Raw genomic sequence first — 22,451 nt, forward strand, 5'->3', positions numbered from 1 at the left:
GGCAGTCTGTAACTGCATTGACCGCAGGCGCTGGCCGTCGTGCCGAATGATTTACGCGAGCACCGCTACCGCCTTGATCTGCGCCCATAGCCGCTGGCCCGGATGCACGTCCAATTGATCGCGAGAAAAGCGCGTGATTCGCGCCAACAGCGGCGTGCCACCGGCGTCCAGGCGGATCAGCACGTGCGCACTGTTGTCAGCCGCCTGTTCGCTGATGATCGTCACCGGCAGCCGATTGAGGATACTGCTGGCCGCATCGTTGTTCAGAGCCAAGCTGATGTCTCGCGCGTGTACCTTGCAGCGCAGGGCCTGACCCACGGCCATGGGCGCATGGGTGACGCGAATGTTCATTTCAGTGGCCGGCAATTGCAGGCTGAGCAATTGATAGGTGGCGTCGTAGGCGCTGACCTGGCCTGCGATGATCACCCCGGCGTCATCCCCCAGCGCCAAAGGCAGATCCAGACGCGCGAGGGTCTCGCCGATCGGGCCGCTGGCGAGCGCCTTGCCTTCGCTGAGCAACACCAGATGATCGGCCAGGCGCGCGACTTCGTCCTGGGCGTGGCTGACGTACAGCAGCGGAATATCCAGCTCGTCGTGCAGGCGTTGCAGGTACGGGAGGATTTCGCTTTTGCGGCGGCTGTCGAGCGCCGCCAGTGGTTCGTCCATCAGCAACAGTTTCGGACTGGTCAGCAGGGCGCGGGCGATGCCGACGCGCTGCCGCTCGCCACCGGACAGGTGCTGCGGATAACGCTCAAGCAGATGCCCGATGCCGAGCAATTCGGTGGCCTGGTTCATGTCGACCCGGCGTTGCGACCTGGCGATGCGTTTGAGGCCAAACTCCAGATTGGCCAGCACCGACAGATGCGGGAACAGGCTGGCTTCCTGAAACACGTAGCCAAGCGCACGTTTATGCGGCGGGACGAAGATGCCCTTGGCGCTGTCCTGCCAGACGTCGTCGTTGATCTGCACAAAACCATGCTCTGCGCGCTCCAGCCCGGCGATGCAGCGCAGGCAGGTGGTTTTGCCCGAGCCGGAATCGCCAAACAGCGCAGTGACACCGCGGCCCGGCACTTGCAGATCGACATCCAGTTCGAACCCCGGATAAGCGCGTTTCAGACGTACATCGATCATCGATCAGCTCCAGCCTGCGCGGGTCTTGCGGCTGGAATACAGCGCCAGCAACACCAGAAACGAGAACACCAGCATCGCCGCGGACAGCCAGTGCGCCTGGGCATATTCCAGTGCTTCGACGTGGTCGTAGATTTGCACCGAGACCACGCGCGTCTTGTCGGGAATGTTGCCGCCGATCATCAGCACCACGCCGAATTCACCCACGGTGTGAGCAAATCCGAGGATCGCTGCGGTGATGAAGCCTGGGCGCGCCAGCGGCAGGATCACGCTGAAAAACGTGTCCCAGGGATTGGCGCGCAACGTCGCGGCGACTTCCAGCGGTCGAGGGCCGATCGCTGAAAAGGCATTTTGCAGCGGTTGCACCACGAACGGCATGGAGTAGATCACCGAACCGATGACCAGCCCGGTAAAACTGAACGTCAACGTGCCCAGCCCCAGCCATTGAGTGAACTGACCGAGAAAACCGTGCGGCCCCAGCGCCAGCAGCAGATAAAAACCGATCACCGTCGGCGGCAGCACCAGCGGCAGGGCGACGATGGCGCCAATCGGGCCACGCAACCAGGACGAGGTGCGCGACAGCCATAACGCGATCGGGGTGCCGATCACCAACAGGATCACTGTGGTCAGTGACGCCAGTTTCAGGGTCAGCCAGATCGCGGCGAAATCGGCATTGGTCAGCGACATTTACAATTGGTACCCGAAGGACTTGATCACCGCAGCGGCTTTCGGGCTTTTGAGGTAATCGAGCAGGGCCTTGGCAGCGACGCTGTCCTTGCCTTTGTTCAAGATCACCGCGTCCTGTTTGATCGGATCATGCAGGCCAGCCGGAACTATCCATGCCGAACCGCTGCTGACCTTGCCGTCCTTGTAGATTTGCGACAGCGCTACAAAGCCCAGTTCGGCGTTGCCGGTGGAGACGAACTGGTAGGCCTGAGTGATGTTCTGGCCTTCGACGATTTTGCTTTTCGTGGCTTCGCTCAACTGGAGTTTTTCCAGCACCTGGGTGGCGGCGAGACCGTACGGTGCGGCTTTCGGGTTGGCGATGGACAAGTGCTGGTATTGGTTGGTTTTCAGCACGTCACCCTGTGCATCGACATAACCTTCTTTTGCCGACCACAGCGCCAGGGTGCCGATGGCGTAGGTGAAGCGCGACCCTTTGACGGTTTCGCCTTCCTGCTCAAGCTTTGCCGGGGTCGCGTCGTCAGCAGCGAGAAAAACTTGGAACGGTGCGCCATTCTTGATCTGGGTGTAGAACTGGCCGGTTGCGCCGTAAGCGGCGACCAGTTTGTGGCCGGTGTCTTTTTCGAAGTCGGCAGCGATGGCCTGGATTGGCGCGGTGAAGTTGGCGGCGACCGCCACTTGCACTTCGTCAGCCTGCGCGGCGCCGAAGCTGAAAAATGCTAGGAATGAGGCGAGGCAGACAGGGGCGAGGCGTGTGGCAGCAAGTGTCATGTAAAGGCTCCGTGATCGGCGGTAAATGCTTTGCTTTGGATAACGCCGATACACGGGCGCGATCGCTGTATACGGAAATATATAGCGATACGCCGCCAGGTGGCGAGGGAATAAATCCGCTCGCCACGTAAATTCAGTGGCGGTTGAGTTTCGCCAAGGCGCCTTCGGCGAGTTGCCGGGTCAGTTCAGCGCTACCGATATCCTTGCCGAGCGTCAGCGCCTGTCCGGCCCAGAGGTTGGCAAAGTCGGCGTCATCCTTGGCCCGCAGCGGCATCAGCGCACCGCCGGCCAACGGGAAGGCTGGCGCTTGCGCTGAAATCGGGCCGAGTTCGCGCATCGCCCGATTGACAATGCCCCGCGCCGGACGTCCGGTGAAAATGTTGGTGATGGCGGTCTGGCTTTCCTTGGCGGTGCGCAGGGCCTTGTGGTGTGAGGCGCTGACTTTGGCTTCCGGCGTGAACAGGTACGCCGTGCCGACTTGCACCGCCGAGGCGCCGAGCATGAAAGCTGCGGCAACGCCTCGCGCATCGCTGATCGCGCCCGCCGCGATCACCGGCACTTTCACCGCGTCGACCACCTGCGGCACCAGGGCGAAGGTGCCGACCTGGGTGCTCAGATCATCGCTGAGAAACATCCCGCGATGGCCACCGGCCTCATAACCCATGGCGATGATCGCATCGCAGCCGTGTTGCTCCAGCCAGATCGCTTCTTCGACTGTGGTGGCAGACGAAAGGATTTTCGCCCCGGTTGCCTTGACCCGATCAAGCAGGGCTATTTCCGGTAGCCCGAAATGGAAACTCACCACCTCGGGTCGGAACTCTTCGAGCACGGCACACGCTGCTTCGTCGAACGGAGCGCGGTTGGAAACCGGCGTCGGCGCGTCGAAATCGGCACCCAGTTCGCGGTAGTAGGGTTCGAGCAGGTTTTTCCAGTCACGGGCCCGCTGTTCATCAGGCGCCGGTGGCTGGTGGCAGAAGAAATTGACGTTGAACGGCTGGGTGGTGTGCTGGCGAATCGTTTTCAACTCTTCGCGCAGTTGCTCGCTGCTCAGCATCGCTGCCGGCATTGAACCGAGGCCGCCGGCATTGCACACGGCAATCACCATCGAAGAGTTGGTCGCACCGGCCATCGGGCCCTGAATGATCGGCAGTTCGATTCCGAGGAGATCAAGGATGCGGGTGTCAGGCCACTGGCTCATAAAGCAACTCTCCGAACGATAAAACGGGCAGGGACGGCCACCGGTTTTAGCAGCAAAACCAACTGCGCGGCCAGTCTGAAATTCTGAACATGACGTGCATTTTTTCAGCGTCGGTGCAATCCGCCGCCACCGCTAAACGATCGGTTCATCATTTGTGAAGAATGATTGAAGTTGTGCGTGCGCTGATTGCCGAGATTACGTGCGGCGGATTCGCGGTTGAGATTCTGCAGCTGCGCATTGTTGTTTGCGGGTCTGGTCCGGTTGGCACCGCTGCCGGCCACGGACTGCCAGCCGTTGTCGGTTTTCTTGTAGACGTTGCCGTCGCGCCCGGCATAAACATTGTCGCCGACCCGCGCGGCGCCGCCGTTGCGGCCATGGATACCGCCGTATTGCGTGGTGTTGCCGGTATTGGGGTTGTAAACGGCGCCGCGATTGGCACTGACGTGAGTGCCGCTGCGGACGTTGCCAGCGCTAACCCGTTCTCCGGCGATGGCGCCGCCGTTCGGGCCGACTGCCACGCCGCTGCGCCCGGCAGCGTAGTTGCCGGTGTAGGCGTTGTGCACCGCGCCACGTTGCCCGGCGGCGGCAATGCCGGTACGCGAGTTGTACGAGGCGCCAACCTGACCGGCCCAGCGATTGCCGGTCCAGGCGTTGTAACCGGCGCCATAACGGCTGACCGTCGCGCGATCACCCCACTGATGATAAAGATTGCCGGTGGTTCCGGCCCAGCCACCCGGGCCCCAGGCCACCGCGCCGCCGCGATAACCGTAAGCGGCGCCACCCCAGGCCAGCGGCGCCGGGTACAGACGCGGACCCCACGCGTAGCCCCAGCCGTAATTTCCCCACCACGGATAGGCGCCCCAGCCCCAGCCCATGGCGACGGTGTTGCCGCCCCAGCTCCAGCCGAATCCGAAGCCGAAGGTCCAGCCAGTCCACGGCGTGTAACGAATCGCGACGCCGAAACCATAGGTCACCGGCGGCCCGTACCAGACATTGCCGACCCACGGCGCATACGGATAACCGGTGCCGTACACCACAACGCCAGTCGCCGGGTCCAGCGTCGAGCCTTGATAGCCCGGCGTGTAGCCGACCACCACGGTATCGCCGCGGGATTCGTAAACCTTCACGTACGTGAGGTAGTGCATCGGCGAGCTGGGCGGAATCGAATAAATCACCGCTGGCACTGAAGTGGCCACACTCCACGGCCCGTTCAGCGAGGTGGCGCTGAACCAGATGCCGTTCTCCACGGCCCACCAACTGTCGTTGTCGACGCGAATGATCGGTGTGGCGCTGTTGATCACGTATTGCAACGGCGTATTGCTGATCGCTTTGAGCTGCGGCTCACCGTCAAATTGCGGCGCCGTCATCTTCACCGCGCTTTTCCTGATCGCCGACGTCTGCGGGATGGTCGCCGCAATGGCCGCCTCCTGCGCCTGTGGCGTGCCGGCTACCGAGGCTTTGACGTTCTCTTTGGCGCTGTCGTCGGGAATATTGGCAAAGTCGGCCGGCAGTTTGTCTGCCGGGACAAAGGTCCATGGCCCGCTCATGTCGCTGGCGCGAAACCAGCGCCCGGAGATCAGCACGTAACTGTTCTGGTCACCGATTTCCTTGAAGATGTGCCCGGTGGTGTTGCTCACGTACAACAGGCTGGTGCCCTGAATCGGTTGCCATTGCGCGGCGCCGTCGGTAACCAACAGTTCGGTTGGCGCGGTGGCGATGAAGATTTTCGGCTGCGGCGGCTTGGCCAGGCTGGGAATCTTGTCCTTCGGATCGCTTTGTCCGGTAAGCAGGTCCACCTGGCGACTCTTGATCGCCGCCTGTTTGGCTTTTTCCAGACTGGCCGGCGGCGCAGCAAGGCGCGTGTAATCGCCGGCCAATTGATCGGCGACCATCCAGCCGTCAAATACATGCAGGTAGTGTTTGCCTTCGGCGTCTTTGAGCAGCAGTGGGCGCGTGTTGATCACCCGTTGCAGCTCCGTTCCTTCCACCGGCCGATAAGCCGCCTCACCGTCGATGTACACGAGGATTGCCGGTCTGTCGGAACTGATTATGATCGGCGGGGTGTTTTCCAGCGGTGCGCTGTCGGCTTTCTGTTCAGCGTTGAGCACGCCGACCGCCGCTTCCAGTTGATCGAGGGAGATGGTTTTCTTGCGGCTCTCGGCATCTTTTTCCAGGATGGCGAGCCATGTGTTGGCCTGTTTGGCGTCGGCGGGGAAATCGGCCTCGATGATCTTGTACTGATCGAGCGCGACCCAGCGGGTGGTCTTGTCGACGAGAGTGTGCGCGCTGAACTGGACGATGCCGTAGGTGGATTTGCCATCGGCGGCGGTGGCTTCGACGGCCGCGCGGGCATTGAGCGTATAGCCATCCCAGCTGTCGAGCTGCGGCTGATACACCGTCAGCTTGCTCTTGCCGCTGCTGATCACCTGCGGCCATGTCGGCTCGCTTGGCGCCGCGTTCGGCTTTGCCGCTGGTGCGGCTGCCCAGGCATTGCCAAGCGTCAGCAGACATAACATCAGCAACGAGGGTAAAGCGCTCAGCAAAGGCATCGTCAGCTCCATCGACACACCGGTTGGCAAGGCGCAACCGGGAAAACACAACCGTCGAAAAAGCATAGCCGCCCGCCGTGGATTTACCCGGCTGATCGAGCAGTTAGCGCAAAGTCGAGTGTGGCAATGTGTTGCGATGTGCTATTTCAAGGCATGCTTTTTCCAAATCATCTTCGAGGGGCCGTCATGTTCAATGCCATTCTGATCGACAAAGACGACAACGGTTATCGTGCCTATCTGCAGCAAATCGATGAGCAGCAACTGCCCGAAGGCAACGTCAGCGTGAACGTCGCGTACAGCACCCTGAATTTCAAAGACGGCCTGGCGATCACCGGCAGCAGCCCGGTGGTGCGCAAGTTTCCCATGGTGCCGGGGATCGATCTGGCGGGGACTGTCGAGTCCAGTTCGCATGCGGATTTCAAGGCAGGCGATCGGGTGCTGCTCAACGGTTGGGGCGTCGGTGAAAGCCACTGGGGCGGGCTGGCGCAAAAAGCCCGGCTCAACGGTGACTGGCTGATTCCACTGCCGCAAGCTTTCACCCCCGCGCAAGCCATGGCCATCGGCACGGCAGGTTATACCGCGATGCTGTGCATCCTGGCGCTGGAGCGCCATGGCGTGACGCCGGATCACGGCGAAGTGCTGGTCACTGGCGCCAATGGCGGGGTCGGCAGCTTTGCCATCGCCTTGCTCAGCAAGTTGGGGTATCGCGTGGTGGCGTCCACGGGGCGGGTGTCCGAGCATGAATACCTGCAGCAATTGGGCGCTGCCGAAATCATCGATCGAGCCACTTTGTCCGAGCCGGGCAAGCCATTGGCGAAGGAACGTTGGGCGGCGGTGGTCGATTCGGTCGGCAGCCATACGTTGGCGAATGCTTGCGCCAGCACGCGCTCCGAAGGCGTGGTTGCGGCATGTGGGCTGGCGCAGGGCATGGATTTTCCGGCGTCGGTTGCGCCGTTCATTCTGCGCGGCGTCACTTTGGCCGGGATCAACAGCGTGACTCAACCGAAAGCACGCCGTGTCGAGGCATGGGATCGACTGGCCAGGGATCTGGATTTCTCCTTGCTCAACCTGATCAGCCAGGAAATCAGTTTGAGCGAAGCCCTTGAGGCCGCGCCCAAACTGCTCGCCGGTCAACTACGGGGCAGGGTGGTGGTCGACGTCAATCGCTGAGTTCGCGCTCTAACAGTTGACGTTTGCGCTCGACGCCCCAGCGGTAGCCGGAAAGATTGCCATCGCTGCGCACCACGCGGTGGCAAGGAATCGCTACCGCCAAGCGGTTGGCGCCGCAAGCCTGGGCGACGGCGCGCATCGAGGTCGGTGCGCCAATGCGCTGCGCGATCTGGGCGTAACTGGCGGTGCTGCCCGGCGGGATCTCGCGGAGTGCCTGCCAGACTCGCTCCTGAAACGCTGTGCCGCGTATATCCAGCGGCAAGTTCAGGCCGGTCGCAGGTGCTTCGACAAAGCCGACGACGTTGGCGATCAACCGTTCAAATTCGCGGTCGGCGCCGATCAGATTGGCGTTGCGAAACTGATCCTGCAGGTCGCACACCAATAGATGCGGATCGTCGCCGAGCAGAATCGCGCAAATCCCCCGTTCGCTTTGCGCGACCAGAATCGCCCCCAGCGAGCATTGGCCAACGGCAAAGCGGATGTCATTGTTCTGCCCGGCGGCGCGGTAGTCGGTGGGCTTCATGCCGAGCAATTGGTCAGCGGCTTCGTAAAAACGGCTGTTGGAATTGAAGCCGGCGTCATACAGCGCATCGGTCACCGAGCCGCCGTTCGCGAGTCGCGCACGCAGCTTGCGTGAACGATGCGCCGTGGCGTACGCCTTCGGTGTCAGGCCGGTCGCAGTTTTGAATACCCGGTGGAAATGAAAAGGGCTAAGGCCGGCGGTGGCCGCCAGGCTGTTGAGCGCCGGCAGCGTCTCACAGGCCTCGATCTGCCGACACGCTGCCGCAATGATCGCTGCATGCTGCGTATCATTCTGATCCTTACTGGCGCGTTTGCTCGGCCGATATCCGGCAGCTTCGGCCAGTTCGGCTGTATCGAAAAATACGACGTTCTGCGGTTTCGGCAACCGCGCAAGGCTGCTCGGTCGGCAATAAACACCGGTGGTTTTTACCGCGTAGACAAATGTCCCGTCGGCACTTGAGTCGCGAGCCACCACGGCGGCCCAGCGTGGATCGTCTTCAATACTGGTGTTCGAAAGCGTGTCCATGAGAGGGAATCCGTTGACCTGTTTGACTCAGGTTAACCAGCATCGGAGCTGACGACACTCCGCGCCTTGCGGTCAAACTTTTACTGATCGCCAGCGACGCGGAAGGTGATGTTGACGCGCCGCTCGCCCAAGAGCGGGTGATGGCCGGGTTTGATTGGCAGTACGCCGTGATAGCGCAGGCGATCCACCCCACCCCAAATCACCATGTCGCCGTGCAAGAGCGGGATGCGCTGGCTCTTGTCGCTGCGTTCGAAACCGCCGAACAGAAACATCGCCGGCAAACCCAGTGACAACGAAACGATGGGCGCGGCATAACCCTTTTCGTCCTTGTCCTGATGCAACGACATCTTGGCACCGGCGACGTATTGGTTGATCAGGCAAGAGTCGGGATGGAAATCCTTGTAGCCGGCTTGCTCTGCCGCCTCGCTCGCGAGTATGGCAAACACCGCCGGCATCGACGGCCAGGGCAAACCGCTGAGTGGGTCGACGCTGGAATAGCGGTAACCGCTGCGATCGGTGACCCAGCCCAACTGCCCGCAACTGCTGGTGCCGACCGACATGCTGAAACCGCCGGGCGTGACCATGTGGCGTAGCGGGGCGGCGACAAGAATCGCTTCAAGTTCGGTCAGCAGTTGCTCGACCTGCGGCAAGGCGAATCCGCGCAGCACCCACGATTGTTCGCCGATCTGCTCCGCGCGGGCTTGCTGTACGGGTTCGTTGTCGGCGAACAGGTCAAACGTGGTCGGTTGCATGGTGTTGTTACAGCGCTTTGCTGACCTTGATGTCACTGAGCTCTTCGTCAGCGTGCATTTTTTTCAGCGCCGCTTTCGCTTCCTCGTCAGTGCCCGTTTCCAGCTCGGCGAACTCGAAACGCTGTTCACCGTCCAGTTTGTACTTGATCACGTATTTGGTTTTTTGCGCCACGGTCATGTTTTCCTTTCAGAATTAACTGCGCGTCTCAGCTCAGTTTAGTGCTGGAACGACGGATGATCTTGATCGAATGGGTCAGCGTCGGCTTGCGCGTTACGCTGATTGCGCGGCGGTTGACGGTGTCGATGGTGATGTTCCAGAAGCCGGTGCTTGGCGCCGTGATGCGCGCTGGGAAGGTGTCGAACGCGCCGCCGTGATAGGTGTGACGGCCGCCGTTTTTGAAGCTGCGAAAGTTGGCATCGTTCATCAAACGGATGTTGCACATTTGCGAGCATTGAATGACGACGATGTCGTCTTCGTTGAGGTGCTCGCGCTGGTGAATGAATTTCATGGGCGCCTCCAGAAGGGCTTTTTCTACAAAATCAAAACGATAGCTTGTCGATGGGCGCAGTTTATCAGGCCGCACGGGTTATTATCTGGCCGTCGGGCGTTGCTTTGACAAATTTTGAACAGAACTTCGCCACGGCAGGCGGGTTAAATGCAAAAGGCCCCGGAGAAAAGCGGCGTTTGTGCTGTCGGACGGTCTTTAACGGAGGATTTGTATGAAGTGGGGTGTGGTGTGTGTGCCGTTGATTCTGGCGATGGCCGGTTGTGCAAATGTTTCAGAAATCAATGAAACGCTGCCAACCATGAGCGTGATCTCCGGCAAAAAGCCCCAGGAGTACGCGCAGTGCCTGACCGACAAGCTCGCTGATAGCCGCGGTGCGTTGCAGGTTCAGCCGCAAAAGGACGGTGTTCGAGTAATTGTTCCGGGCAAACTCTCTTCAGGCCCGGCAGCAGTATTTGATATCGAAGATCGCGCTGGCGGCAGCAGCATCAAGCTGCATGAGCGCATGTCCAATGTGCCGGTTCGCCCTCGCGATGTGCAGAAAGCCGCAAACGCCTGTATTTCCGGCTGATAGACTACCCAATCTCGGCACCCGATGCCGTCACAGTCCTGCTGTGGCGGCATTGTCATTTTTGGAGTTGCGATGAAGCGAGAGCACGTGCGCGAACGCCATGCAGAGGGCCTTATCTCTGCCACCCATGTGATCCAGAACCCGGCCAATCCTGGCGAATGGATCGTATTTTTCAAGAAGAGTGCAGGGCGCAGCTACTTCCTGGTGGATGACAATGATGAAGTCGAGTCTTTCAGTCGGCTCGACGATCTGATCGAGGTCGTCCGTGGCCTCGGAATCAAGTTCGCCGAAATTCACATGTAAGGCTTACTTGCAGACGACCACGACGTTGCGGGTTTTGTAATTGCCAACGTCGACGCCCAGGGTCTTGTCGTCTTCCTCAGGGGCCGGTGTGCCGTCAGTGCCGACGATGCGATAACCGGTTCCCGCGCAGGACGCATCGGCCTTTTCATAGCACATCGCCCAGGAGTTGGCTTCGCCGGAGCAGTCGATGCTCAACCCTTGTTCGCCGTTCTTCAGATAGGTCGGCTGCGAGGTGGCACAGCCGCTTAGTACCAATGCCGCGATAAGCGGCTGCAGTTTGTTCAGGTTCATGATTGCGTGGTCTTCAAGTGGGGGACTGGATGCTCTGACAGCGGCGCGATGAAAAGGTTATAGCGATTGGCCACTTGTTTGCCAACAAGGCACAAAAAAGCCCTGCGTGGTGGCAGGGCTTGGGGCGTGTGACGACTGGATCAGTCCTCTTTGCCGCGACGCTTGGCTGATGCAGGCGTATCGGTGAACACCGAGGCTACGTCCGTCGCCATCTGCTCGCTGTCGAAAGGCCCGGCAATGTGCTCGCCGTTAGTGGTGGTCAGCGTCCACTTGCCGTCTTTCTTGTCGATCACATACCCGTTGATGATTTTTACCGCAGCCATCTAGTCTGTCTCGTTCGCTGGTTCAAAGGCGCAATGATAGCGGCAAATGCTCGCATCGGGGGCGGATAAGCGTATGGTGATCCAGTTTCGACAGATCTTGAGCTACGCTGACTTTGCTGCTGAAAAACCCGGATGGAACTATCCGCGCGAATATTTCTCTATGTTGGCATCGGTTAGCCAGCGCGGGGCATTGTAAGGCGCGCGCCGCCTGATTAGACTGCCTCGAAACTCGTACACACAGCCTTTTCAAGGACTTATATGATCAAGAAATGCTTGTTTCCAGCAGCCGGTTACGGCACTCGCTTCCTCCCAGCGACCAAAGCCATGCCTAAAGAAATGCTGCCGGTGGTAAACAAGCCACTGATCCAGTACGGCGTTGAAGAAGCACTGGACGCGGGCCTGACTGAAATCTCCATTGTTACCGGCCGTGGCAAGCGTGCTCTGGAAGACCACTTCGACATCAGCTACGAGCTGGAAAACCAGATCAAGGGCACCGACAAGGAAAAATATCTGGTCGGTATCCGCAAGCTGTTGGACGAGTGCTCGTTCTCCTACACCCGTCAGACCGAGATGAAAGGCCTGGGCCACGCGATCCTGACCGGTCGCCCGCTGATCGGCGACGAACCGTTCGCTGTGGTGCTGGCGGACGACCTGTGCGTCAACATCGACGGCGACGGCGTGCTGACCCAGATGGTCAAGCTGTACAAGCAATTCCGCTGCTCGATCGTCGCCATCCAGGAAGTCGATCCGCAGGAAACCAACAAATACGGCGTAATCGCCGGCGAAATGATCCGCGACGACATCTACCGCGTACACAGCATGGTCGAAAAGCCAAAGCCTGAAGACGCGCCGTCGAACCTGGCGATCATCGGTCGTTACATCCTGACCCCGGACATCTTCGACCTGATCGAACAGACCGAGCCAGGCAAAGGCGGTGAAATCCAGATCACCGACGCCCTGATGAAGCAGGCCCAGAACGGTTGCGTGATGGCCTACAAGTTCAAGGGCAAGCGTTTCGACTGCGGTGGCGCTGAAGGCTACATCGACGCGACCAACTTCTGCTTCGAGAACTTCTACAAGACTGGCAAGGCTTACTGATAGCGTTCGCCTCGTCTGCAAAAGAAAGCCACCTTCGGGTGGCTTTTTCATTTTCTGCCCTTATGTGGATGGCAGTGCTTGCCCAATGGGTGACTGCAGGTATGCTGATCCCCTGCCGAGGAGAAAGAAATGGCCTACGATTTTGACCTTTATGTGATTGGTGCCGGTTCTGGCGGTGTGCGTGCTGCGCGGTTTGCCGCAGGCTTCGGGGCGAAAGTGGCGGTGGCCGAGAGCCGTTATCTGGGCGGGACCTGCGTCAATGTCGGATGTGTGCCGAAAAAGCTGTTGGTGTACGGCGCGCACTTTGCCGAAGACTTCGAGCAAGCTTCCGGTTTCGGCTGGAATCTGGACGAAGCCAACTTTGACTGGGCCACGCTGATCGGCAACAAGGATCGCGAAATCAATCGCCTCAATGGCATCTATCGCAACCTGCTGATCAACAGCGGTGTGACCCTGCACGAGGCGCACGCGAAAATCGTCGGGCCGCACGAGGTTGAGGTCAATGGCGAGCGCCACACGGCGAAGAACATTCTGATCGCCACCGGCGGCTGGCCGCAGATCCCTGAAATTCCAGGGCACGAACACGCGATCGGTTCGAACGAAGCGTTCTTCCTGAAAGAATTGCCCAAGCGTGTGCTGGTGGTTGGCGGCGGTTACATCGCGGTCGAGTTCGCTGGAATTTTCCATGGCCTTGGCGCCAACACCACGCTGTTGTATCGCGGCGATCTGTTCCTGCGTGGGTTTGACGGTTCGGTGCGCAAGCATTTGCAGGAAGAATTGACCAAGCGCGGTCTCGACCTGCAATTCAACGCCGACATCGCGCGCATCGACAGGCAGGACGACGGCAGCCTGAAGGCGACGCTCAAGGATGGTCGCGTACTCGAAGCTGATTGCGTGTTCTATGCCACCGGTCGGCGTCCGATGCTGGACAATCTGGGCCTGGAAAACACCGATGTGCAGCTGGACGACAGAGGCTTCATCAAGGTCGACGACGAGTATCAAACCACCGAACCGTCGATTCTCGCGCTTGGCGACGTCATCGGTCGCGTGCAGCTGACACCTGTCGCATTGGCTGAGGGGATGGCCGTCGCGCGACGTCTGTTCAAGCCGGAGCAATACCGTCCGGTGGATTACAAGATGATCCCGACCGCTGTGTTCAGCCTGCCGAACATCGGCACCGTTGGATTAAGCGAAGAAGAGGCACGTGAATGTGGCCACGAGGTGGTGATTTTCGAGAGTCGCTTCCGGCCAATGAAGCTGACCTTGACTGAGTGTCAGGAGAAAACCCTGATGAAGCTGGTGGTCGACGCCAAGACTGACAAGGTGCTTGGCTGCCACATGGTCGGCCCGGACGCTGGCGAGATTGTGCAAGGTCTGGCGATCGCCTTGAAGGCTGGTGCGACCAAGCGTGACTTCGACGACACGATCGGGGTGCACCCGACGGCCGCCGAAGAGTTCGTCACCATGCGCACGCCGGTCAGCGCTTAAGCGTCCTTCGCGTTGGCCGAGTCTGGCGCTGCCGCAGTGGCAGCGGCCAGGCGCTGGCTGTCCTCAAGGCTCGCCTGAGCCTTGAGCAATTCCTTTTCCAGTGACTGATTGAGCTGTGTCTGCTCCTCGACGCTCTGCTTGAGTGCCTGGCTTTCCAGTGTCGCCACGCGTAGACGTTCCTGGAGGAGGGTACGCTCGCTGTCCATTCTTGTGGCCTGTTCGAGTAACTGATCCTGACGCTGATTGCTCTGCTTGAGCTGATCCTGCAACAGGTTCAGCTCGCGTTGGGTGCCACGGTTCTCGGTGAGCAGTCGTTCGTTATCGCGGTGCAGTTGAGTGATTTCGTCCTGGCGCACCAACGCGCTTTGCTGTGCTTGACGCAGTTCGGCCTGAATCTGCTGGATTTGCCCTTCGTGGCGGGCCTGTTCCTGCTCCCGCTGTTCCTTGGTCGCGTTGCGGTAATGCTCCAGCGCATCGCGCGCGTGCAGGTGTTTTTCTTCAAGCGAGCGGATCTGTTCGTCCTTGTCCTGCAAGCGCAATTCGAAATCTGCCAAGGCCTGGTTCAGCCCGGCATTGCGCGTCTGTTCGGTTTGCAGCATCGAGCGCGTGCTGTTCAGCGCTTCGGATTCGCGCTGGAGCGCAGCGCTTTGGATGTCGTGGTCGTGCTCGAGTTTTTCCAGCGCCTGGCGCGTCTCTTTCAGCTCGGTTTCCAGGGCTTCACGCTGCTCCTCGAATTGTTCGCGGGCTTGCTCGATGGGCTCCTGAGCCTGCTCTTTCAGGCGCTGGGCGAGGCGAGAGACGAGGGCGCTCAGCTCATCATCGATCGGTTCTGCTGACGCCTCTGTTGGTTGGGCACCGTCATCGAGTTCTTTCAGATAGCGATGGATCGTGGTTTTCGAACCGGTGTTGCCCATTTCAATGCGTACTGCATCGATACTCGGGTGTTCGCCGCGAGCGAGAATCGCTGTGCGCGCGATTTGCACCAGTGCTTTGGTAATGCCGCCACGGGCCATGTTAACTCCTACGGTTACGTACTGTGGTACATGCCACTAAAGTACGCAGTGTACCATGCTTAAAATATAGGTAAATCCTTGAAATAAAACAGGCGGGATATACTGGTATTGCCCAATGTCAGGCGGCAAAATGCGCCTCTGCATGTCTGAACCCGTACGCCAGCGAGAAAACTGCACATGAGTGACATCGATCGATATCTGCAAGCCGCCACTCGCGACAACACCCGTCGCAGCTATCGCATGGCTATCGAACATTTCGAAGTGACGTGGGGCGGGTTCCTGCCCGCCACCGCCGACAGCGTTGCGCGGTATCTGGTGGAGCACGCTGGAGTGCTGTCGATCAATACGCTGAAGCTGCGCCTGTCGGCGCTGGCCCAATGGCATAACAGCCAGGGTTTTGCCGACCCGACCAAGGCGCCGGTAGTGCGCAAGGTATTCAAAGGGATTCGCGCGCTGCACCCAGCGCAGGAAAAACAGGCCGAACCTTTGCAACTGCAGGATTTGCAGCGAGTAATCGATTGGCTGGAGCTGGAGGCGCAGACGGCCCGGCGGGAACAGGACCGCCCGACCTTGCTCAAGGCTTATCGCGATCGTGCATTGATTCTGTTGGGCTTTTGGCGCGGCTTTCGCAGCGATGAGTTGTGCCGCTTGCAGATCGAACACGTGCAAGCCAGTGCTGGCAAGGGCATCACTGTGTATCTGCCGCGCAGCAAGGGCGATCGAGAAAATCTCGGCCAGACGTACCAGGCCCCGGCGCTGTTGAAGTTGTGCCCGGTGCAGGCCTATATCGACTGGATCACGGAAGCCGCGCTGGTACGCGGCGCAGTTTTCCGCAGCATTGACCGCTGGGGCAACCTGAGCGAGGACGGCTTGCACGCCAACAGCATCATCCCTCTTCTGCGCCAAGCCTTGCATCGCGCCGGGATCGCCGCCGCCAATTACACCAGTCATTCATTGCGGCGGGGTTTTGCGACCTGGGCGCATCAAAGCGGTTGGGATCTGAAATCGCTGATGAGTTACGTTGGCTGGAAGGACATGAAATCGGCTATGCGCTATGTTGAGATCAGCCCATTCCAGGGGATGGCTCGGATTATGGATAAACCGGATCAACCGTAGAGATCGTTTTCTTCTATTAATACAGTCAGCTAATAGCGAAAACAAATCAGCAGTATCAGGTTTGCCAATGAGCCTTCCGTCGAGTGAGTGGGTAGGATTCACCCATCAACTTCATAACCCCTGACGGAGAGTCATCGATGCCTATCATCAACAGCCAAGTAAAACCGTTCAACGCTACCGCGTTCAAAAACGGCGACTTCGTTCAAGTCTCGGATGCTGACTTGAAAGGCAAGTGGTCCGTTGTGTTCTTCTACCCAGCCGACTTCACCTTCGTGTGCCCAACCGAGCTGGAAGACCTGGCAGACAACTACGCTGAGTTCAAGAAACTGGGCGTGGAAATCTACAGCGTTTCGACCGACACCCACTTTGCTCACGCTGCCTGGCACAACACCTCGCCAGCCATCGGCAAAATCGAATACACCATGATCGGCGACCCGACCCACGTGATCTCGCGCAACTTCGACGTGCTGATCGAAGAAGCCGGTCTGGCTGACCGCGGCACCTTCGTGATCAACCCTGAAGGCCAGATCAAAATCGTTGAGCTGAACGATGGCGGCGTTGGCCGTGACGCTTCCGAGCTGCTGCGCAAGATCAAGGCTGCTCAGTACGTCGCTGCACACCCAGGCGAAGTTTGCCCAGCCAAGTGGAAAGAAGGCGAGGCCACTCTGGCTCCGTCGCTGGACCTGGTCGGCAAGATCTAAGTCTGTGACATGCAACGCAGGGCGGCACGCCGCACCTTCTTAAGTTAGCTGCACCGCCCAATAAAAATGCCCGGGCGAGATTCGCTCGGGCTTTTTTTTGCCTCAAATAAAGGAAATCGCCCGTATGTTGGACGCCAATCTTAAAGCCCAGTTGAAATCGTACCTGGAACGGGTCACCCAACCGATCGAGATCGTTGCATCGCTCGACGACGGTGCGAAATCCCGTGAAATGCTGGACCTGCTGAAAGACGTTGCGAGTCTTTCGAGCCAAATTACCCTGATCGACAGCGGTGACGATGCCCGCAAGCCATCGTTCTCGATCAACCGCCCCGGAGCCGACATCAGCCTGCGCTTCGCCGGTATCCCGATGGGCCATGAATTCACCTCACTGGTGCTGGCCTTGCTGCAAGTCGGCGGCCACCCGTCGAAAGCCAGCGTTGAAGTCATCGAGCAGATCCGCTCGCTCACAGGCGAGTTCAGCTTCGAGACCTACTTCTCGCTGTCCTGCCAGAACTGCCCGGACGTCGTTCAGGCGCTGAACCTGATGGCCGTGCTCAACCCGAACATCCGCCACGTCGCCATCGACGGCGCGCTGTTTCAGGATGAAGTCAACGACCGCAAGATCATGGCCGTGCCGAGCGTCTACCTCAACGGTCAAAACTTCGGCCAGGGCCGTATGGGTCTGGAAGAGATTCTCGCCAAACTCGACACCGGCGCCATCGTGCGTCAGGCCGAGAAGATCAGCGCAAAGGAAGCCTTTGACGTGCTGGTTGTCGGCGGTGGCCCGGCCGGTGCTTCGGCCGCTATCTATGCTGCACGTAAAGGCATCCGCACCGGTGTTGCCGCCGAGCGTTTTGGCGGTCAGGTGCTGGACACCATGGCCATCGAGAACTTCATTTCCGTACAGGAAACCGAAGGGCCGAAACTGGCGACGGCGCTGGAAGAACACGTCAAGCAATACGACGTCGACATTATGAACCTGCAACGTGCCGACAAGTTGATCCCAGGCAAGAACGGTGAGCTGCACGAAGTCCACTTCGCCAGTGGTGCGACTCTGAAAGCCAAGAGCGTGATCCTGGCGACTGGTGCGCGGTGGCGTGAAATGAACGTGCCTGGCGAGCAGGAATACCGTAACAAAGGCGTGGCGTACTGCCCGCACTGCGACGGCCCGCTGTTCAAAGGCAAGCGCGTGGCGGTGATCGGCGGCGGTAACTCCGGCGTTGAAGCGGCTATCGATCTGGCCGGTATCGTGTCGCACGTAACGCTGCTTGAATTCGATGTGCAACTGCGCGCCGACGCTGTGTTGCAACGCAAGCTGCACAGCCTGCCGAACGTCACCGTGATCACCAGTGCGCAAACCACTGAAGTCACCGGTAACGGCGAGAAGGTCAACGGTCTGCGTTACAAGGATCGTACGACTGATGAGTTGCGCACGGTCGAGCTGGAAGGCATTTTTGTGCAAATCGGCCTGCTGCCCAACACCGATTGGCTCAAAGGCACCATCGAGCTGTCGCCGCGTGGCGAGATCATTGTCGACAACCGTGGCGAGACGTCGATTCCAGGGATCTTTGCAGCGGGTGACGTGACGACTGTGCCGTACAAGCAGATCGTGATTGCCGTCGGCGAGGGCGCCAAGGCTTCGCTGAGTGCGTTCGATCACCTGATCCGGACTTCGGCACCGGCGTAATTGACTGGTCGGAAATGAAAAAACCCATGAGCGATCATGGGTTTTTTTATGCGTGAGACACGGCAAATTTGGGAGCGAGCTTGCTCGCGTGGGGCAACATCATCGTCATGACGCACCGCAGTCGCGAGCAGGCTCGCTCCCGCATAGATTCAGGCAGCTCCTTAGAGCGGAGCCGGCTGAATGATTTCGACCCAGTAGCCATCCGGATCCTTGATGAACGCCAGGCTTTTCATGCGGCCATCGGTCAGGCGCTTCTGGAAGTCGCAGCCCAGCTCTTCGAAACGTGCACACGCTGCGACGATATCCGGCACCGAAATACAGATGTGGCCGAAACCGCGCGGGTCGGTGTTGCCATTGTGATAGGCGAAGTCAGCATCGTTTTCGGTGCCGTGGTTATGGGTCAGTTCGAGAATGCCCGGGATCGATTTCATCCATTCGGTACGCGCGGCGGCGTCGGTCGGGATCTGCGCTTTGTCGACGAGTGCGAGGAAGTACAGGCTGAACTCGGCTTCCGGGAAGTCACGCTTTTCGACCAGCGAAAAACCCAATACGCGGGTGTAGAAGTCCAACGACTTGGTGATGTCCTTCACGCGCAGCATGGTGTGGTTGAACACGAAGTTGCGGGTTGCGCTGTCTGGCGTGGCAGTCACGCCGGGGAAAGTGTTCAGTTCGTTGAGGCTCATGGGCCCTCCAATAACAATGGGCGAGTGAATGGGCGCAATGATACGCATGCCGGGCGGCATCGCCAAATGCAAGGCGGGCTTGCTCTGTGCGAGGGTGGGGGGCAGACTTTGCCTCCTACCTTCGAGTGCGTCCGGCAATGATCCGACTGTTGAAATTCGTGTTTGTTTTTTTGGCTTTGTCGTTGGCCGTGGTTTTTTCTGCCTCGGCCGAACCGAGCATCACTTGGCCGCCAGGCTGGGAGGTCGAAGTATTGCCGGACAGCGCGCCGCCAGTTTCGCGACAGAGGGCAGTGAAGCTCGACGCCGATGGTAACCGGGTCATGGTGATGGAGTTGACCATGACTCAAGTGGAGGCGGGGCATCAGGTCAATCTGCACGGCGTGCTGCTGGAAATGCGCAAATCCATCCAGAAAGATTTTTTCCGCAGTGGCTATCAGAGTGTCTGCAACCGGATTCATCCGGCAGCCTTCGGTCCCTTGACCGGTTTGGAGGCGACCTGCACGGTCACCGAAAACGGTCGGCACGTGTTATCACAAACCTTGGTAGCCGCCGTGGAAACGGACAAGGCTTATGTACTTTCGTATGCCGGTCAGGTCGAGGCTTATAAGGCGAGCGCAGACGATATAGAGTCGGCACGCAATAGCCTGAAATTATAAACGTCCGTACCAACTAGCGACGGTCTAATACCGGAAAGGATTAAGCACAAAGTTTGATTCAGCTCATCGCAGCAACATCACGCAGCAAAATGTTTAGCCTGATGATTCATTATCGTTACACACATTTACAACTTGTTCGATGAAAATCATTTCATCTGTTAGATATTGTCAATAAAAAGCCCTGCATGGAGCAGGGCTTCTTGTGGGCGTCAAATCAACTGCGCAACCAGGAATCCACCGTGGCTGCACCGTACTGTTCTTTCCAGGATTTGAGGCCGCGGTGGTTGCCACCCTTGGTTTCAATCAGTTCGCCAGTGTGCGGGTTCTGATAAACCTTGACCACCCGGGCGCGTCGAGTCTTAGGCGCTGCGGGCGACTGCAAGCCCGACTTTGCCGGGTTCGGATCAAGTATGGCGATGATGTCTTTGAGGCCTTTGCCATAGCTTTTCATCAGCCCCTGGAGCTTTTCTTCGAATTCGATTTCTTTCTTGAGCCCGGCATCGTTCTTCAGCGATTCCAGCTGTTTGAGCTGTTCCTGAAGGGCCTTTTCAGCTGCGCGGAATTCGGCGAGTCTGGACAATATCTTTACTCCAATAATGTATTTGGCTGATACCAACCGCAAACAAAGCTATAAGCCAAGAGCCTTGAAGCGACTCGGTGATAACTGGCTCACCTGCCAGTCTGGCTGAGGTTGAAAAAATTGTAGTAGTTAATGCGACAAGAGTAAATCCTGATGTTGTCGTCATGTAACAACAATGACTTTTTGTATCAATTTGGTGCGCCGGTCGGCCGAGTCATGATAGTGGGTTAACGATCATTTAATGCTCTGATGAAATCAGCGGCCGGCATTGGTTTGCCGAATAAATACCCTTGCAGGAAACTCACCTTATGCGCAGTCAAATAGTCGACCTGGGCCTGAGTTTCGACACCTTCGGCAACAATCCCAAGATCCAGCTTGGCCGAGAGCTCGATGATGGAATCGAGAATATGCCGTGATAGCGCATCGATGCCGATCATGGCGATAAAACTCTGGTCGATCTTGAGAAAATCGACCTTGAAAGTTCGCAAATAGCCGAGGCTTGAATGGCCGGTACCGAAATCATCTATCGCGATTTTTACTCCAAGAGCACGCAATTGCTCGAACAGCTCAAGAGTGATGTCGTTTGGCTCGACCAGCTCGCGCTCCGTCAATTCCAGCACCAGCTCTACGCTGCCCGGTTCAAACGCAGCGAGGAAATCTCGACAGTCCTTAACCAGCTCCAGGTCGTGGCAATGGCTGGCAGCGATGTTGATACCTACATGGAACGGTTTGTTGAAGGTTGCAGATTGTGGGCCCAGCAGCACCGCTGTCTGTTGCATCAGGGAGCGGGTCATCGGCACGATCAAGCCCGAGTGCTCGGCAAATGGAATGAACAGGTCCGGGCGTACCAGGCCCTCTTTGGGATGATTCCAGCGCATCAGCACTTCGGCACCCGACCATCGCTTGCTGTCGCCGTAAACCACGGGCTGAAAGTAAGGAATGAACTCCCCAGCCTCAAGTGCACGAAGCATTTCATGACTAGGCGAAGTCGAGCGTTGCTGAATGAAATGTCCGATCGCGCCGGAGACCACGCCGAAAAAGAGCAGCAGGCTGAACAGTGGCGGATACTCTGCCGCCATGTAACGCCAGATTTCGCCTTTGGGGAAACCCGCCGATACTTTGAAACCGTAACGCTGGGATTCCAGCACGCTCTGCGCAACCGGCAGGACGGGCAGGGATCCCTTATGCACGTTACCGTCTGCGGACAGCCAGTTCTCGCCCACCTGCAACATCAGTAATGTCTGGCGGCCGATCAGGCGCAGAATGTTGCTCAGGTGATAACCATCCAGTGTGGTCAGCGCGCCGCCACGACCGTTGCTGAGGCGATAAATCAACAATGCCGTATCAGGCGTTACCGGATTGCCGTTCATCAGCCACAGTCTGCCGTCGTGGTAATTCCCGGCATTGACGACTTCCTTGAACTGGCCGAACAGCGAGCTGCAATAGAGATTGTTGTCCCAGACCAGATTGGTCGAGCGCACGAAGGGGCGGCGGGTTACTTGTTCGCGCAAGGCCAGTTTTACCTCTTCGCAATTTTTCCCGGCAAGTGGCAACAGAATCCGCGCGGCTTCTGCGGTGTTATCGAGCATTAAGTCGAACTGTCGCAACGCTTGCTCGGCAGTTTCCCCGGCACTTTGCTGCAACGTGCGTTCTGCCTGCATATAGAGGATGACACTCCCGAGCACGACTGGCAGCAGGCCGCTGAGCAAAGTCACAACGATGCGGGTGCTGCGTTTGCGGCGGGGTCTGCGGGTCAACGGCATGGGCGCATCCTGTGAATGTTGGTATTGGTCGGCGCTGCTGCGCGCGCCCAGGTCAAGTGAGCCAAGGGGAGAATAGATGGCAGGTAGCGCTTGTGCTGGCCATGACTCAAGAGTTTCGCCGGGATCATCCTGACCAGACTTTATTGGTGCAACAAACCTCTTGCGCCTTGGGAGAAAAAGCGGATTTTATAGAGAGGGCAGACAGGTCCGGTTACGCTGTGTAGAATCGGTTTACGCATACAATAATAATCGTCTTCTGGCAGCAGAAGCCTCGCCCGCAAGAGCCTTGGGTCGACAATGAAGATATTCGGGTTTCAACTGATCTACGGAGACTTCCTCGCCCGCAGCGTGCGTGGCATCTCCTGTGCGCCT

The 22,451-nt window shown here is 58.6% G+C and carries 24 protein-coding genes; 9 read left to right on the top strand and 15 right to left on the bottom strand.

The features are described 5' to 3' along the window. Positions 1-51 precede the first annotated feature (51 nt). The 5 genes from modC to ACIGDJ_RS07050 form a co-directional block, all read right to left on the bottom strand. Positions 52-1,131 (bottom strand): molybdenum ABC transporter ATP-binding protein, encoded by a 1,080-nt coding sequence (gene modC / locus ACIGDJ_RS07030; protein ID WP_101157177.1) that lies wholly within the window; start codon positions 1,129-1,131, stop codon positions 52-54. 3 nt (positions 1,132-1,134) lie between these two features. Beyond that, positions 1,135-1,815 (bottom strand): molybdate ABC transporter permease subunit, encoded by a 681-nt coding sequence (modB, locus tag ACIGDJ_RS07035; RefSeq protein WP_397478474.1) that lies wholly within the window; start codon positions 1,813-1,815, stop codon positions 1,135-1,137. Next, a complete protein-coding gene (gene modA, locus ACIGDJ_RS07040; protein WP_397478473.1) occupies positions 1,816-2,583 on the bottom strand; it encodes a molybdate ABC transporter substrate-binding protein in 768 nt (255 codons plus the stop codon). A 133-nt stretch (positions 2,584-2,716) separates the two neighbouring features. Further along, positions 2,717-3,781 carry a nitronate monooxygenase family protein gene (locus ACIGDJ_RS07045; RefSeq protein WP_313001670.1) on the bottom strand — a complete coding sequence of 355 codons (1,065 nt, stop codon included), beginning with the start codon at positions 3,779-3,781 and terminating at the stop codon, positions 2,717-2,719. A gap of 104 nt (positions 3,782-3,885) precedes the next feature. Beyond that, complete coding sequence (locus ACIGDJ_RS07050; protein ID WP_397478472.1) at positions 3,886-6,330, bottom strand: autotransporter; 2,445 nt, start codon at positions 6,328-6,330, stop codon at positions 3,886-3,888. A 186-nt stretch (positions 6,331-6,516) separates the two neighbouring features. Here ACIGDJ_RS07050 and ACIGDJ_RS07055 point away from each other — a divergent pair, with 186 nt between their 5' ends. Beyond that, positions 6,517-7,500: an MDR family oxidoreductase gene (locus ACIGDJ_RS07055; protein ID WP_101157187.1), complete on the top strand. Its 984-nt coding sequence runs from the start codon at positions 6,517-6,519 to the stop codon at positions 7,498-7,500. Here ACIGDJ_RS07055 and ada read toward each other — a convergent pair. The 4 genes from ada to ACIGDJ_RS07075 form a co-directional block, all read right to left on the bottom strand. Further along, on the bottom strand, positions 7,490-8,548 hold the full coding sequence (gene ada, locus ACIGDJ_RS07060) for a bifunctional DNA-binding transcriptional regulator/O6-methylguanine-DNA methyltransferase Ada (RefSeq protein ID WP_101157189.1): 1,059 nt from the start codon (positions 8,546-8,548) through the stop codon (positions 7,490-7,492). The two genes, ACIGDJ_RS07055 and ada, sit on opposite strands and share 11 nt — an antisense overlap. Positions 8,549-8,628: 80 nt before the next feature. After that, positions 8,629-9,300, bottom strand: a complete 672-nt coding sequence (gene alkB, locus ACIGDJ_RS07065; protein ID WP_397478471.1) for a DNA oxidative demethylase AlkB — start codon at positions 9,298-9,300, stop codon at positions 8,629-8,631. A 7-nt stretch (positions 9,301-9,307) separates the two neighbouring features. Next, the gene (locus ACIGDJ_RS07070; protein WP_016774926.1) at positions 9,308-9,478 is read right to left on the bottom strand and encodes a hypothetical protein; all 171 of its coding nucleotides are present in this window, start codon (positions 9,476-9,478) and stop codon (positions 9,308-9,310) included. Positions 9,479-9,506: 28 nt separating this feature from the next. Then, a complete protein-coding gene (locus ACIGDJ_RS07075; protein ID WP_007912251.1) occupies positions 9,507-9,809 on the bottom strand; it encodes a DUF1883 domain-containing protein in 303 nt (100 codons plus the stop codon). 211 nt (positions 9,810-10,020) lie between these two features. On the opposite strand from ACIGDJ_RS07075, the gene ACIGDJ_RS07080 reads away from it, so the two are divergent. Together ACIGDJ_RS07080 and ACIGDJ_RS07085 are read left to right on the top strand one after the other, a co-directional pair. Then, positions 10,021-10,377: a hypothetical protein gene (locus ACIGDJ_RS07080; RefSeq protein ID WP_016774925.1), complete on the top strand. Its 357-nt coding sequence runs from the start codon at positions 10,021-10,023 to the stop codon at positions 10,375-10,377. 72 nt (positions 10,378-10,449) lie between these two features. Beyond that, the gene (locus ACIGDJ_RS07085) at positions 10,450-10,680 is read left to right on the top strand and encodes a hypothetical protein (RefSeq protein WP_039762740.1); all 231 of its coding nucleotides are present in this window, start codon (positions 10,450-10,452) and stop codon (positions 10,678-10,680) included. 3 nt (positions 10,681-10,683) lie between these two features. On the opposite strand, the gene ACIGDJ_RS07090 is transcribed toward ACIGDJ_RS07085, so the two are convergent. Beyond that, positions 10,684-10,971, bottom strand: a complete 288-nt coding sequence (locus ACIGDJ_RS07090) for a hypothetical protein (protein ID WP_101157193.1) — start codon at positions 10,969-10,971, stop codon at positions 10,684-10,686. A gap of 140 nt (positions 10,972-11,111) precedes the next feature. Continuing rightward, positions 11,112-11,294 (bottom strand): hypothetical protein, encoded by a 183-nt coding sequence (locus tag ACIGDJ_RS07095; RefSeq protein ID WP_101157195.1) that lies wholly within the window; start codon positions 11,292-11,294, stop codon positions 11,112-11,114. A gap of 258 nt (positions 11,295-11,552) precedes the next feature. Here ACIGDJ_RS07095 and galU point away from each other — a divergent pair, with 258 nt between their 5' ends. Next, positions 11,553-12,392, top strand: a complete 840-nt coding sequence (galU, locus tag ACIGDJ_RS07100) for a UTP--glucose-1-phosphate uridylyltransferase GalU (protein ID WP_024013124.1) — start codon at positions 11,553-11,555, stop codon at positions 12,390-12,392. A 129-nt stretch (positions 12,393-12,521) separates the two neighbouring features. Further along, positions 12,522-13,880 carry a glutathione-disulfide reductase gene (gene gorA, locus ACIGDJ_RS07105; RefSeq protein WP_397478470.1) on the top strand — a complete coding sequence of 453 codons (1,359 nt, stop codon included), beginning with the start codon at positions 12,522-12,524 and terminating at the stop codon, positions 13,878-13,880. On the opposite strand, the gene ACIGDJ_RS07110 is transcribed toward gorA, so the two are convergent. Continuing rightward, positions 13,877-14,893 (bottom strand): DNA-binding protein, encoded by a 1,017-nt coding sequence (locus ACIGDJ_RS07110; RefSeq protein ID WP_313001625.1) that lies wholly within the window; start codon positions 14,891-14,893, stop codon positions 13,877-13,879. The genes gorA and ACIGDJ_RS07110 overlap by 4 nt on opposite strands. Before the next feature lie 177 nt (positions 14,894-15,070). Between ACIGDJ_RS07110 and ACIGDJ_RS07115 the strand changes: the two genes are divergently transcribed. The 3 genes from ACIGDJ_RS07115 (at position 15,071) to ahpF (ending at position 18,397) form a co-directional block, all read left to right on the top strand. Beyond that, positions 15,071-16,009: a site-specific integrase gene (locus ACIGDJ_RS07115; RefSeq protein ID WP_313001621.1), complete on the top strand. Its 939-nt coding sequence runs from the start codon at positions 15,071-15,073 to the stop codon at positions 16,007-16,009. A 137-nt stretch (positions 16,010-16,146) separates the two neighbouring features. Further along, positions 16,147-16,710 (top strand): alkyl hydroperoxide reductase subunit C, encoded by a 564-nt coding sequence (gene ahpC, locus ACIGDJ_RS07120; protein ID WP_101157203.1) that lies wholly within the window; start codon positions 16,147-16,149, stop codon positions 16,708-16,710. Positions 16,711-16,834: 124 nt separating this feature from the next. Beyond that, complete coding sequence (gene ahpF, locus ACIGDJ_RS07125) at positions 16,835-18,397, top strand: alkyl hydroperoxide reductase subunit F (protein ID WP_101157205.1); 1,563 nt, start codon at positions 16,835-16,837, stop codon at positions 18,395-18,397. Positions 18,398-18,558: 161 nt separating this feature from the next. Here the strand turns inward: ahpF and gloA are convergent, their stop codons facing one another. Then, positions 18,559-19,080 carry a lactoylglutathione lyase gene (gloA, locus tag ACIGDJ_RS07130; RefSeq protein WP_101157207.1) on the bottom strand — a complete coding sequence of 174 codons (522 nt, stop codon included), beginning with the start codon at positions 19,078-19,080 and terminating at the stop codon, positions 18,559-18,561. A 137-nt stretch (positions 19,081-19,217) separates the two neighbouring features. Here gloA and ACIGDJ_RS07135 point away from each other — a divergent pair, with 137 nt between their 5' ends. Then, positions 19,218-19,736: a DUF4946 domain-containing protein gene (locus ACIGDJ_RS07135; RefSeq protein ID WP_397478469.1), complete on the top strand. Its 519-nt coding sequence runs from the start codon at positions 19,218-19,220 to the stop codon at positions 19,734-19,736. A gap of 214 nt (positions 19,737-19,950) precedes the next feature. Here the strand turns inward: ACIGDJ_RS07135 and ACIGDJ_RS07140 are convergent, their stop codons facing one another. Together ACIGDJ_RS07140 and ACIGDJ_RS07145 are read right to left on the bottom strand one after the other, a co-directional pair. Then, positions 19,951-20,316: a histone-like nucleoid-structuring protein, MvaT/MvaU family gene (locus ACIGDJ_RS07140; protein ID WP_101157211.1), complete on the bottom strand. Its 366-nt coding sequence runs from the start codon at positions 20,314-20,316 to the stop codon at positions 19,951-19,953. A gap of 227 nt (positions 20,317-20,543) precedes the next feature. Further along, positions 20,544-22,079, bottom strand: a complete 1,536-nt coding sequence (locus ACIGDJ_RS07145) for an EAL domain-containing protein (RefSeq protein ID WP_397478468.1) — start codon at positions 22,077-22,079, stop codon at positions 20,544-20,546. Positions 22,080-22,451 lie beyond the last annotated feature (372 nt).

It is taken from the genome of Pseudomonas sp. NPDC079367 (genome assembly GCF_044542195.1).
GTDB lineage: Bacteria > Pseudomonadota > Gammaproteobacteria > Pseudomonadales > Pseudomonadaceae > Aquipseudomonas.